Genomic DNA, 12,477 nt, shown 5'->3' on the forward strand with positions numbered 1-12,477 from the left:
AAATCTGACATTGATGGCTATTGGGTCACCATACATCATTATCAACCTCAGATAAATTTATATCCATAATTCACAGAAAACGTTATTCTTTTTGTAGAAGTATACAGAAAGGATGGCGTTTTTGTATGAATCTATCGATTCAGGATGAGTTTCATTTGTTCGCTGAAGAGTTACAGTGATATCTATCTCCACATATTCTTCAACAACTCGCACAAGAGACAGGTTTTGTAAAACGTAAAAGTAAGTATGGCGCACGAGATTTGGCCGCTTTATGTATTTGGATTAGTCAACACGTAGCAAGTGATTCTCTCACTCGATTATGTAGTCAGCTTTATGCAAATACAGCTACACTCATGAGTCCAGAAGGACTGAATCAACGCTTTAATCCAGCAGCTGTCACATTTCTTCGAGAAGTCTTTACTTCTCTTCTCAAACAAAAACTCTGTTCAAATCACTCACTTTCTGCACATATAATCTCTACTTTCAATCGTATCCGTATTCTAGATGCAACAGTGTTTCAACTACCTGATCAATTCGCCACTGACTATCAAGGTTCAGGTGGGAGTAGTAATAAAGCAGGCGTGAAAATTCAATTGGAATATGATTTACTTAGTGGTCAATTCCTTAACGTGCAGCTTGGATCAGGAAAGAATAATGATAAAACATATGGTACCATCTGTCTTGAAACCGTAGAAGCAGGCGATTTGTGTTTACGTGATCTTGGTTACTTCGATTTAGGAGACTTACAAACCATTCATGATAAAGAGGCTTGCTATATCTCACGGTTGAAGTTGAATACACGCATTTATATCAAGAACCCTGAACCAGAATACTTCGATAATGGTACGTTAAAAAAGCAAACAGAATACATCCAGCTTGATATGACACAAATGATGTCTGGTCTAATCCCCGGTGAAACGATGGAAATCCCCGAGGCATACATTGGCCAAAATCAGAAACTTCCAGCACGTGTCATTATACATCGTTTAACCGATGATCAAACACAAACACGTCTGAAAAACCAAGCGATACGCGAAAAGAAGAAAGGCATTGTCATGAAGGATAAAAGTAAACGTTTAATGGGCATGAATGTATATATCACGAATACGTCGCTAGAAGAAGTACCGACGAACTACGTGCATTCATTATACTCACTTCGTTGGCAGATTGAAATTTTGTTTAAAACGTGGAAGTCATTCTTTGAAATAGATGAATGTCAAAATATAAAAAGAGAACGCCTAGAGTGCCATTTATATGGACAACTCATCGGCATTCTCCTCTGTTCTTCTACGATGTTTCAAATGCGTCAGTTTCTGCTTAAAAAGAAAAAGCAGGAGCTGAGTGAATACAAAGCGATTTATATGATTAAAGATTACTTCCCGTTACTGTTTCAAGCGATAGCTGTTGGCACAGAAGAACTTTTAAAAATTTTGCATCGCCTTTATCAACTGCTCAAAAAGAACGGTCGTAAATGTCATAGACATAAGAAGATGACCGTCTTTGATATTCTAGGGATTGTGTATAAAACGACGGTGAAGCATAGACAAGCTGCCTAGCGAAAAAATCGCGTTTTAATAGGCTTATTTAGTATGCCTACTTTTTTATCACTTGCTAGTTTTGAAACAAGGATCATTTCGTACCTAGTAAATTACTTGGTTAGCTTGATGGGCATGAGGTCGTACCCCAATTAAGAAGAAAAAGAGTAGAAATTTAATCTCTCTACGCTGTTAAAATTATTCAACTCCCAAAAAACTGTACATCTTCTAGAGATACTAATTTTCTAGTTTTGATGTTTTTATAGTGCTTGAGCGTGATATTATTCAAGTTTTTTCATTGAGAATGCATAAATACAAACAAAACCAGTAATACATCTTTTCTGTGCCGTACTGGTTTTGTTTAAGATCATCTTAAATTGTAGCTAGTTCACCGAGATTGCAAATTCCGATTTCGGTGCCCCAGCGAATACGATTGTTCCGTTCTTCGGAAGTTCCACCTTGTTATTGCCACTCACAATGGTAAAGTTGACGCAAACTCCCTTCTCATCATACACCGCAAATGAACCATTTGATGGCAGCGTCACGGTCATCCTTTTGTCTGTTGCCGCTTGTGGAATTGTAAACCATTTCGCATGCCCATTTGCATCCAACGTAACTTTGGATGATTGGCCTACATCAATTGGTTTTACATTAGATTCACTTACGTATAACAATCCAGCCATCTCCATATATTCATTGCCGCCTTCTGTATAGAAATGCGTTTCCGTCGTATCACGACCATTCATCACGGGTACTTGGATCTGATGCACCGCGGTGTTCGGACCTGTAATTTTTCTGCCATCCCAATAGCCTGCTGGGCCTTCCTTGCGAGTAATTTGAGTACTAAGATGTTTCGATTGAACAAGATATTGAATAGAACTAAATTTCTCGTTTACACGATAAAACTTGACACCTTCCCTCTTTGCCCATGCAGCAGCGGTTTTCTTCGAAAGCACGTTGTCTTCTAATTTCTCAGCTAAATAGTGGGTCATCACACTTTGCCCTAAACCTGGATGAGATTTATATGCGCTCTCCTTCAAATAAGTTCTTCCATTCTTCTCGGTTACGAAGTTGAGCTTGGAAGTCCCCCCCTCATTAATAAAGCTTCCATCAGCAGTATATACATATTTTTCTTCTGGATTAGATGGTAAGAATAGTTCACCGTTCTTCGTAATTTCAATTTTGAAATGAGTTTCGCTATTGCCATAAAATCCTGCTTTCTTTGCTACGCCTTGAGGCATTTTGACTTTGACCGGCTTGCCAAAGGATTTGTTCGGCTTGATGTCCTTAATAGTACCTTTTTCTTTAAGCGTGGCGAGTAGCAATTCAGTTGCCATTAGTTGATTTGTAGAGCTCCGTCCACCAGATGACAATACAGCCGCTGCTATTTTCTGTTCCGGAAGCACGACTAATATAGCATGTTGCAATGCCGTATCGCCGCCCTTAGCCAAAGCTTTGATCCCATATTCACTAAATGGGTATAGTTTTACACTATCCCAGCCAAGACCATAGTTAAAAATATTCTCGCCAGCCCCCGGCCACATTCCTTTTTTATATTCCTCTTGCTCCATTGCCTTAACTACCTTATCAGAGAGGATTCCTTTTCCCTGTCCCATAAATAGTTGTGAGAATCGCACCATATCTTCTGCCGTAGAAGATATGCCTCCCGTACCAATAACATTCACCGATTCAATTGGAAGTTGTCCTTGGTACGCCGGGAAATATAGTCCAGCCCGATTTTCATCCCTCCATTTGTCCTGCGGTGTTTTCGTATGATTCATCTTTAAAGGTCCTGTAAAGTTTTGATGTAGAAATTCAGTAAAACTCATACCACTAACTCTTTCCACCAAAATTTCGGCCAGCGTAAAGCCATCGTTACAGTATACCGAGAAAGCACCAGGGTCCGCCTTCAAGTTTTGATTTGACAATTGCTGTAACAAGGTATCATGGGCATAGGTATCATTATCGTTAAATAAAAATGCATTACCTAACGTAGAACCTTGCAATCCAGAGGAGTGATTCAATAACATACGCGGTGTAATACGTTTGGATCGACCGTCTTTCATCTTAAAATCAGGAACATAGCGGACAACAGGAGCATCTAAATCGACTTTTCCTTCATCGACCAATTTCATTACAGCCGCTGTTGCATACATTTTACTGACTGAACCAATCCCATATTGAGTATCTTTGGTTAGCGGCTTTTCCCCTTCCAAATCATTCTTGCCAGCCTGACCCGACAAAATAAGTTTTCCATTATCAATTAGCGCATACTGCACGCTATTCGCTTCATAAGACTTTGTAAGTAGCTCCGCCTTCTCTGCTGCAATCTTCTTCAGTTCCTGACTAGCTACTTCTTCACCAGTTACAACTGTAGTCTCACTTTCAGAAAATGCTTTCACTCCTGTTGGTAGAATCATAGTTACCGCTAATGCAGTGGCTAACACACCAGTTAGCTTATTTTTCATCACGGAATTACCTCCTTAGATAAGTGACCGTTTTCATCATTTGTTTGTTCCACTATGAAAATATGATAAAATTTATCCGTTCTCCTCTTTGACCTACTTGCTAAATTCAGCAAGTAAAATATTTTTAAAAGGATCAGGACTATCAGCTTTAAGGCTGTTCAAATTGACGGCCAATGTATGCTGGCCTCCAAGTGTGCCCCCAGCAAAAGTTAAAAAGCCAGGAATGGTTCCTCCATGCCCCCATATCGATACACCGTTTGAAAGCTTCATTTTGAAAATTCCAAGCCCGGAATCGCCTAGTTCATCTGTTCCTGTAGGGACTGTTGTAAGCATTTGCTTTAGTTGCTGTTCTTTCAATAATTTGCCCCCAAGTAAATAAGAAAAGAATTTGTTTAAATCATCAGCTGTAGAAATCATATCTCCGGCCGAGCTCCCCATACTTGGGTTATAATAAGTAACATCTTTCGGCTCACTTGCTCCGTCTAATTGGATATATCCACGGGCATGCTTGGTTCCTGGAATGACGCTTGAATTTCCAGGTAAGAATGTATTCACTAATTCAAGTGGTTCAATAATTCGATTTTCAATCTCTTCCGCATAGCTGTTCCCAGTTACTTTTTCAATAAGAATTCCTAGTAATACATATCCTGTATTTGAATACGACCAGCTCTTTCCTGGAGCAAAATCTGGAGGCATGGATATTCCCATCTTTACTAATCCTTCAGCAGTATAGGATTTTTTGTATCCATCATATTAAAATCCTTTGACCTTGTGTAATTAGCGATACCACTTGTGTGATTCAATAATTGCCGGATAGTAATTTGTTTATCATCATATCCATTCCCTTGAATGACACCAGGCAACCATTTTTCAATAGAATCGTCTAGATTTAGGCGGTTTTCTCCTGCTAATTGAAGCACAACTGTTGCAGTGAACGTCTTTGTCACGCTGCCAATCCGAAAACGAAAATCTGTTTTCATTGCTTTCTTATTACTCAGATCAGCTACACCAGCCGCATAACTCCATGTTTTTCCACCCTCAGAAGTTTTAGCAAGTATCCCTGGATATCCAAGTTTCAATGTATCCTGCATGGCCTCTTTGACGGAATTTCGATTTCTTTGGTTGCTTGTTTGTAACGAACTAGATACATTTTGAATGGACTCCGCTTTTACACTTGAGGTTGGAGTTGTATAAAACAGGGAACCTCCAGTTATTAAAAGGGCTAAACCTGTACATGTAATTTGACGATGCTTTTTCATCAAAATAATCCTCTCCCCTATTCATATTGTATAAATGGTTATTTGCTGTTTGGAACTAATCACACAGCTTTCTTCTTAACCCACTGCAAAAGGACGACATTGAATCTGTAATGTCTCTTTTCCTCCAAACAAGTCTTATTAATTGATTTGTTTTTTATAGAAATATATAGTATTTTTCTCCTCTCACTCTTCTTTCCATTTTCATCTTACACAAGGAAAATCTCTTTTTTCTTACCTCTTCCTTACAAATTCCTTACGTTCAAAATCACTTTTATAATTGATTGTTTTTTATGTGAGCCCCCTTACCATCAATTTAAGAATTAAAAAAAGAGGGGATTATCCCCCTCCTTTTTACGCTTGCTCCAACTGTCGAAATTATTTAATATACCCACGATTCAGTTCCGTTAATTTTTCATTGATGTTAAAAATTCTTACTCTAATATCTTTAACACCAGCTGCTTCAAGTCTGCTCTTGTGCATTTCCGCGTATTTTTCAGCATCTTGTTTTTCTTCAAATACATAAATGCCTCCAGCTTCTTTTGTTTCTTCATTCTCAGTCCATATTTTCCAGTGGAATCCTTCTTCTTCGTTAATACTATTTGCTAAATCCCAAAATCCTTTTTCCATTTCTTCACCAAAAGGACCTTCAAACGGAAAATCAACTTGTAATAAATATGCCATTTTCACTCACTCCTATTTTTAATATAAAATTCTTGCCATTCTTTTACTGATTATGATCCGAATGATCGTAATGTCTAAATTCGTATTGCTATTATTATTCAAGCACTAATTGGAGAATCCCCCTATTTGTAACATAATCACAAAACGATAGTAACTTGAACGCATAAAGTGAAAGTTTAATAGTTTTCAGTTATGTTTAAAAAATGTGATACAAACTTATCCCTAAACTAAGGACAAACAAAACAAGTGCAGGTATTGCTTTCTTAAAGGGATCTCTCGCTAATACAATTAGAGTCAATGCGGCTGCAAGCATCGTACCGCCTAATAACAATCCTGCTAATAAAGCTACTGTTGGAATCCAAATTCCTATCAACATTCCAATCGCTCCTACAATCTCAAAAGCTCCAGTTAAGAAATTAAAAAACGAAGGTAAACCAAATCGTTTGAATTCATCTGCCATTTTCCCGGATATAATTTTCGTTCCTGTCATTAAAAAGAACAGAAACAACACTACTTTTACAATATTGATGAAAATTAAAATAGTAATCACACCTTTCTTATTATTTGATAAAAACTCAGTATTGTTCAGGTAGTAGTCACTACCTTTACCCTATTTCCTGAGATTACCCGTATGGAAGTCGCTTCAATTTACATTACCCTTCTCAATATTAAAGGGCCGAAAATTATATGCTATAGCATATATAATACAAAAATTTGACTGGTACTAGGCAAAAAAGTGACCCTGAATCAGATATCATACAAAATAAAGTTATCTTCCCATTCGTCCAAACGAAAATTATATGCTATAGCATATGTAATACCTAAAACAAAGTTTGTTCCTTATGAATAGCGTAGCATCAATAAGGAACAAATATTAATAGTGTGTATCATACAATTTGTTTAATAACGATTGTAATACTTTAATTTCTTCCTCGCTCAAATTACTCGTAACGAAATGGTGAGCGTCTTTCACTACAGGCAAGATTGTTTTCTTTAACTCGTCACCTTTTTCAGTTAAAAATAGGTTATGTGAACGCCTATCTTGGTCATTCAAAGCCTTCTTTACAATCCCTTTTCTCTCCATTGACTGTATCATTCTAACAACAGTAGTTTGATCTTTATCAATAGCTTCCGCCAACTCTTTTTGAGTAGTGCTCCTTTGGCTACAAAGAACACTAATAATCCCCCACTGCTCTGGCGTAACTCCATAAGGCTTTAATTTCTTCGTAAAATAGTTGGTCATTTTCACATCAGTACGATGAACAAGATAGCCTATTAAATCATGTAAGTTCATATATCACCTCTATAAATTAAGATATAAAAGGATATAGCATACCAGTCAATCATTCACAATGAATGTATTTGTTTCACCATATATATGCTATGGCATATATATTAAAGTAGATTATTTTAATTGTCAAATGATTTACCTATTATTTTTCGAAAACAAAAACGTCCCCTTAGATTATAGAAGGAATGACTAATTTGACGTATTTCTCTGGCGATTTCTCCCCTGTCGTTTTATGATATGCTAATAACATTTGATAAAATATGGTATATACGGACAGTCAAAAACTTTTAAAGATACCTCGTCCAGTTTTTGCTGTTGCAAGATAAACAGCATATAATCCGTTAACCACCCACATTAGTAACGAAAACATAAAGAAAAGGCATTCCAAATATGAAACACCTTCTTTCGTTTTATAAAACCATCCAACACGCTGAACTTTTCAATTTAATATAATCACTCGTTTAACTAAAGAAATTGATTACGTGCATAACGCTCTTCTCACTTTTCTTGCAAAATTTAGTGGATCATCAACGTCTTCGATATTAACGTAAATCAAATTTGGATCATCACATAACCACTCATTGTGTATAGACGAAACGATTATTCCTTGTTTAATAATTGTCGCCACAAATTCAGTGACTTCTTTTTGTAAGAGTGCTACTCGGCCTAGGCATAATGCCCGTCCAGTTTTATTGTCTCGTGATTCGAATGAAAAGGAAGTTGTTACTCTAAAACGTTTTCCTAAGATTGTTGCTCGTATTTCATCCCTGTTTATTGTTGCCACGCATTTCCCACCGGCGAATCCTTCTTGCCCGCCGATAATTCTTGCAAACTGTTGACAAATTAATTCATCATTAAACGCCATACCTTTAATCATCCCCCCTTTTACTGTTAAGTTATGAATGAATACATAGGTCTGAAACGGTAATGAATCTAATCTATTAAAAAAATGATGGCAATCTACCGAGAGCTATTAGCTCAATTATTCTTGATTATTTAAATTAACTCGGCTATATATGTTAAGACATTTTTAAAGAGCATAAAAAAGACACCTTAAGGTGCCATTCTCCGATTTGAGAATCATATCTATGTATGGAGAAATTTAGAAAAGAGAAGCTTCTAACTATAATTTATAGAGCTCTGATGCCATGAATTACTTACATATTTCCTTATTTACCAGAAGAAGAATCTCAGTTACATTATTTTCTCATTAGTCTCGTTAAAGCCATCCCAAGAAATCCAATGCCCATTCCTATTAGCCATCCAGTTTGGGCATTACCTAACATAGATCCCACTCCTCCACCAAGAAACATACAGCCAACGAATACTAATCCTCCAATTCCCCAATTCGGCCGTTCCATAATTCAATCACATCCTTTCAATAAAATATATGCGATTAGCTCCCTCAACTTTCTTCCATAGGATAGTTCATTATTTTACTTAGGTTTAGCACTTCAGGGCATTCAAAAGATGCGAAGCTTGAGTCATTTATATAGATTGTAGAAGTATGGAGATTTTCCACATTTTAAAATAGTAAAGTATAAACATGAAAAAACTCCTAACAAATTTTGTTAGGAGTTTTTTCAAATAAGCGATATTTATTTAATCTTCATTATTGAGTTCTATTGTACCTGTTCTAGCACTAACTTTTAAAATATTTAACAGATTATCAGGTGTCTTGATTTCCACTTCATATTCAAATTTTGATTGTGCTAAGTTGTCATCTTCTAATTCAAATTCTTTTTTCACATTAATAATTTCTCCATTTGTATGAGCTAAAGAAATTTCACGAACTTGTTTCTCTGTGTAGTTTTCATTCTTTTTTGCATAATTGTAACCCATACCATAATATCCACCAACAATAGCAATACCACTTACTAAAATCGTAATTACACTTATAATTATTTTCTTTTTATGTTTTAACATTTTCATCCACTCCTTAATGATTAATCCTCTATTCCAAATCTTGCTTCAAGTGCATTTTCTGCTTGCTCTAATTGATCTTCCAGTATATCGTGTTCTTTTTCTTGCGTTTGATATTGTTCAACAGTTATCGTTCCAGCGTGATAATCTGCTTCTAGCTGATTATTAGATAGATCTATCTTGTCATCCAATTGGTCAATTTCTTTTTTTGCTGCTAAGTACGTATTTAAGTTTTCTTCTTTTGCTCCAACTGGTTTCGTGTTATTTGCTTTTTCTACAATAGATGTGACTTCGTTTTTGAAATCTTGTGTTTGCTTCGTATCATTCGTAGCAGGCCCTATTTTGTTTGGTTCTTGTTGTAGTTGAGCAACTTCTTTTTGTAATTTATCATTTTCCACTTTCAGTTGTTGTACTTCTGTATTGTTATCAGCTTGAGTAGAACAAGCTGATAACAATAAACAGGACATTGCTCCAATCAGCATCCATTTTCCCATTCTGTTTTCCTCCCTTTACAGGTGCACCTTATCCTTGCCTTTATATTACTGAACAAACATTAAAGGAAGATTAATGTACAAAAAAATAAAGTGAAGGCTTTTACAGGCAGTTAATCCCTACCTACCTCGCATTCACCGAATTTTGAGGGAGTAGTCGTACTGCCCGTTAATGCGGGATAAAATGATATAATTAACTAGTTTCTAATCTTTCTTTAATGTTTTGAAATTATAGTGATACATATTAATAAGAAGAAAAGGAGAATGTTAATGCGAGTTCTTATCGTCGAAGATGAACAAGACTTACAAAATATATTGGTGAAACGATTAAATGCAGAACATTATAGTGTCGATGCATGTGGGAATGGAGAAGATGCCTTGGATTATATAAACATGGCTACCTACGATTTGATTGTGCTTGACATTATGATTCCAGGAATAAATGGTTTACAAGTATTACAAAGATTATGCGCGGACAATAATGCAACTCCTGTCTTGCTTCTTACAGCTAAAGATACAATTGATGATCGTGTAACAGGACTCGACTTAGGTGCAGATGATTATTTAGTAAAGCCGTTTGCTTTTGATGAACTGTTAGCAAGAATTCGAGTGTTAATGCGAAGAAAAACAGGAAATACATCTAATGTGTTTGAAATCGCTGACCTAGTGGTAGATTGCAATATGCATAAAGTAACAAGAGGAGACCAAGTTATCACTCTTTCCAGTAAAGAATTTGCTATTTTAGAATATATGATTCGTAATAAAGAAGTTGTGCTGACACGAGATAAAATTGAGCAACATGTGTGGAATTACGACTATGAAGGTGGCTCGAATATTATTGATGTTTACGTCCGCTATCTTCGCAAAAAAATTGATAGCCAGTTTGAAACGAAGTTAATTCATACAGTACGAGGAACTGGTTACGTATTGCGAGTAGAATCATGAAAAGACTATCAATAAAAATGAGAGTGACCCTGTGGTATACGGGGCTAATTGTAATTATTATGGCACTCGTGTTAGCTTTTATTTTAACTTCTTCAGATAAAGTTTTGCTTTTTAATATGAAAGATCAATTAAAGAGCACAGTAAAAGAAAGCATGGAAGATATCGAATATAAGCATGGGCAGTTAAAGATTGACGATGATTTTGAAACCTTAGAAGATGGAGTAAATATAAGCATTTATAGTAAAGAAGGTGAGCTGTTGGTAGGACATAGTCCAACAAGCTTTAATAAAAAGATATCGCTTAAATCCGATGAAATACAAACCATTAAAGACGGCAATAAAGAATGGATAGTATATGATTTTCTCCATAATGCAGGCGGCGATGAGCAAGTCTGGGTTCGTGGAATAATGACTATGAACCAATTATCTTCAACGATGAATACGCTTATCGTGGTAACAATCATCTCATTCCCATTACTTATTCTTATTGCGGCATTCGGAGGATATTTTATTACGCAAAGGGCGTTTCGACCTGTGCAACAAATGAGTGATTCAGCTAGTAAAATTGGTGATGGTAAAGACCTTTCGAAGAGAATTAATTTACAAGGTTCACCGAAAGACGAAATGTATCATTTAGCACAAACCTTTGACAAAATGTTTGTGCGATTGGAGACATCATTCGAAAGTGAAAAACAATTTACATCTGACGCTTCTCATGAATTAAGAACACCAACATCTGTTATTATTTCACAATGCGAATACGCTTTATCGCAGAGAAATAATCCGAAAGAAATGGAAGAATCGTTAGAAGTAATTTTAAAACAATCACGTAAAATGTCCGCTCTAATCTCACAACTCTTATTATTAGCACGAGCTGACCAAGGAAACCATAATACTTTCCAATTTGAATGTATCAATATGAGTGAATTAACGGAAATCGTTGTAGAAGAACTTTCATTAATAGTTCAAGAAGCTTCGGTTGAAATAACAACCAATATAGAGAAAGACCTATTTATTAAAGCCGATCAAACATTGATGATGCGTTTATTAATGAATTTACTAACGAATGCGATTGCTTATAGCAAAGCGAGTGGAACTGTGAATATGCAACTATTCCGTGATGAAACCAACATAATAGGTAAAGTCTCCGATAATGGCATAGGCATCAGCGAGCAACATATTACTAAAATATGGGACCGCTTCTTTCGAGTTGACGCAGCACGCACATCTTCAAACATCGGAAACACAGGTTTAGGATTGTCAATGGTAAAATGGATTGTCGAACTACACGGAGGAGAAATTATGGTTGAAAGTAAATTAGGAGAAGGCAGTACTTTTACATTTAAACTACCAATTGAAAAAAGAGCATAATTTATACGTGTCTGTCGCTTCAGAATAAAGATTGATTCAAAGGCTCTCTACAATCCTTATGTAAAAATAACTGACGCATTTTAAACATCATCGATTTTATCATTTTGGACAACCTATTCTGTTAAATTAATGTGGATGCGAAAAAACTATCAAAATAAAACCCCAGAAATCCAACGGTCTCTGGGGCTTCATTATATATTTAGCTCTTTTTGCTTTTTGTTTTGTTTATGTCTATAGAGCAATTTTCGACTTATTAGAGAAATCACTAATAAGGTCAGAATTAATAAGATAAGTTGCATAAATGATAAATCAAAATATTTAGCACCTGTAACGATTAAAAGTGTAGAAATCGTGCCTTTTACAACGAAAAAAATAATAACCCATAACCCGCCTTTTTTCCAGTTCATTTTATATTACCCTTTCCTACGTTTAAATTCTTAAAATATTTAATAATAGTTCGTAAATATGACAACTTAATAGAAATCTATTATATTAACAAAAAATTCATGTCTAA

The 12,477-nt window shown here is 35.8% G+C and carries 11 protein-coding genes and 2 pseudogenes; 3 read left to right on the forward strand and 10 right to left on the reverse strand.

What is annotated here, in order from left to right; genetic code table 11:
* Positions 1–125 precede the first annotated feature (125 nt).
* Positions 126–1,556 (forward strand): annotated as a pseudogene (locus tag OXT04_RS07910) (IS4 family transposase).
* A 362-nt stretch (positions 1,557–1,918) separates the two neighbouring features.
* Here OXT04_RS07910 and OXT04_RS07915 read toward each other — a convergent pair.
* The 9 genes and pseudogenes from OXT04_RS07915 to OXT04_RS07955 form a co-directional block, all read right to left on the reverse strand.
* On the reverse strand, positions 1,919–4,003 hold the full coding sequence (locus OXT04_RS07915) for a serine hydrolase domain-containing protein (protein WP_267414167.1): 2,085 nt from the start codon (positions 4,001–4,003) through the stop codon (positions 1,919–1,921).
* Positions 4,004–4,096: 93 nt separating this feature from the next.
* Positions 4,097–5,262, reverse strand: a pseudogene (locus tag OXT04_RS07920) (serine hydrolase domain-containing protein).
* Positions 5,263–5,637: 375 nt separating this feature from the next.
* Positions 5,638–5,943, reverse strand: coding sequence for a monooxygenase (locus OXT04_RS07925; protein ID WP_000323768.1), 306 nt, complete (start codon positions 5,941–5,943; stop codon positions 5,638–5,640).
* A 196-nt stretch (positions 5,944–6,139) separates the two neighbouring features.
* Complete coding sequence (locus OXT04_RS07930; protein ID WP_033657524.1) at positions 6,140–6,490, reverse strand: DoxX family protein; 351 nt, start codon at positions 6,488–6,490, stop codon at positions 6,140–6,142.
* Between the two features lie 327 nt (positions 6,491–6,817).
* Positions 6,818–7,237: a MarR family winged helix-turn-helix transcriptional regulator gene (locus tag OXT04_RS07935; RefSeq protein ID WP_001048563.1), complete on the reverse strand. Its 420-nt coding sequence runs from the start codon at positions 7,235–7,237 to the stop codon at positions 6,818–6,820.
* A 475-nt stretch (positions 7,238–7,712) separates the two neighbouring features.
* Positions 7,713–8,111 carry a DUF1259 domain-containing protein gene (locus OXT04_RS07940; RefSeq protein ID WP_000589730.1) on the reverse strand — a complete coding sequence of 133 codons (399 nt, stop codon included), beginning with the start codon at positions 8,109–8,111 and terminating at the stop codon, positions 7,713–7,715.
* Between the two features lie 322 nt (positions 8,112–8,433).
* A complete protein-coding gene (locus tag OXT04_RS07945) occupies positions 8,434–8,595 on the reverse strand; it encodes a hypothetical protein (RefSeq protein ID WP_000441010.1) in 162 nt (53 codons plus the stop codon).
* A 241-nt stretch (positions 8,596–8,836) separates the two neighbouring features.
* On the reverse strand, positions 8,837–9,160 hold the full coding sequence (locus tag OXT04_RS07950) for a PepSY domain-containing protein (protein WP_000912137.1): 324 nt from the start codon (positions 9,158–9,160) through the stop codon (positions 8,837–8,839).
* Positions 9,161–9,180: 20 nt separating this feature from the next.
* A complete protein-coding gene (locus OXT04_RS07955; protein ID WP_267414123.1) occupies positions 9,181–9,651 on the reverse strand; it encodes a hypothetical protein in 471 nt (156 codons plus the stop codon).
* A gap of 267 nt (positions 9,652–9,918) precedes the next feature.
* Here OXT04_RS07955 and OXT04_RS07960 point away from each other — a divergent pair, with 267 nt between their 5' ends.
* On the forward strand, positions 9,919–10,593 hold the full coding sequence (locus OXT04_RS07960) for a response regulator transcription factor (RefSeq protein WP_267414124.1): 675 nt from the start codon (positions 9,919–9,921) through the stop codon (positions 10,591–10,593).
* Positions 10,590–11,963: a sensor histidine kinase gene (locus OXT04_RS07965; protein WP_267414125.1), complete on the forward strand. Its 1,374-nt coding sequence runs from the start codon at positions 10,590–10,592 to the stop codon at positions 11,961–11,963. Before OXT04_RS07960 ends, OXT04_RS07965 begins: the two co-directional genes overlap by 4 nt.
* 191 nt (positions 11,964–12,154) lie before the next feature.
* Here the strand turns inward: OXT04_RS07965 and OXT04_RS07970 are convergent, their stop codons facing one another.
* On the reverse strand, positions 12,155–12,370 hold the full coding sequence (locus tag OXT04_RS07970; protein WP_001104104.1) for a hypothetical protein: 216 nt from the start codon (positions 12,368–12,370) through the stop codon (positions 12,155–12,157).
* Positions 12,371–12,477 lie beyond the last annotated feature (107 nt).

It is taken from the genome of Bacillus sp. GC_Bacil_1 (genome assembly GCF_026540675.1).
Taxonomy (GTDB): Bacteria; Bacillota; Bacilli; order Bacillales; family Bacillaceae_G; genus Bacillus_A; species Bacillus_A cereus.

What these genes read in the sequence shown, in the direction of transcription:
- OXT04_RS07915 (WP_267414167.1), bottom strand. Translation starts at nt 4,003, where the DNA reads ATGAAAAATAAGCTAACTGGTGTGTTAGCCACTGCATTAGCGGTAACT.
- OXT04_RS07925 (WP_000323768.1), bottom strand. Translation starts at nt 5,943, where the DNA reads ATGGCATATTTATTACAAGTTGATTTTCCGTTTGAAGGTCCTTTTGGT.
- OXT04_RS07935 (WP_001048563.1), bottom strand. Translation starts at nt 7,237, where the DNA reads ATGAACTTACATGATTTAATAGGCTATCTTGTTCATCGTACTGATGTG.
- OXT04_RS07940 (WP_000589730.1), bottom strand. Translation starts at nt 8,111, where the DNA reads ATGATTAAAGGTATGGCGTTTAATGATGAATTAATTTGTCAACAGTTT.
- OXT04_RS07945 (WP_000441010.1), bottom strand. Translation starts at nt 8,595, where the DNA reads ATGGAACGGCCGAATTGGGGAATTGGAGGATTAGTATTCGTTGGCTGT.
- OXT04_RS07950 (WP_000912137.1), bottom strand. Translation starts at nt 9,160, where the DNA reads ATGTTAAAACATAAAAAGAAAATAATTATAAGTGTAATTACGATTTTA.
- OXT04_RS07955 (WP_267414123.1), bottom strand. Translation starts at nt 9,651, where the DNA reads ATGGGAAAATGGATGCTGATTGGAGCAATGTCCTGTTTATTGTTATCA.
- OXT04_RS07960 (WP_267414124.1), top strand. Translation starts at nt 9,919, where the DNA reads ATGCGAGTTCTTATCGTCGAAGATGAACAAGACTTACAAAATATATTG.
- OXT04_RS07965 (WP_267414125.1), top strand. Translation starts at nt 10,590, where the DNA reads ATGAAAAGACTATCAATAAAAATGAGAGTGACCCTGTGGTATACGGGG.
- OXT04_RS07970 (WP_001104104.1), bottom strand. Translation starts at nt 12,370, where the DNA reads ATGAACTGGAAAAAAGGCGGGTTATGGGTTATTATTTTTTTCGTTGTA.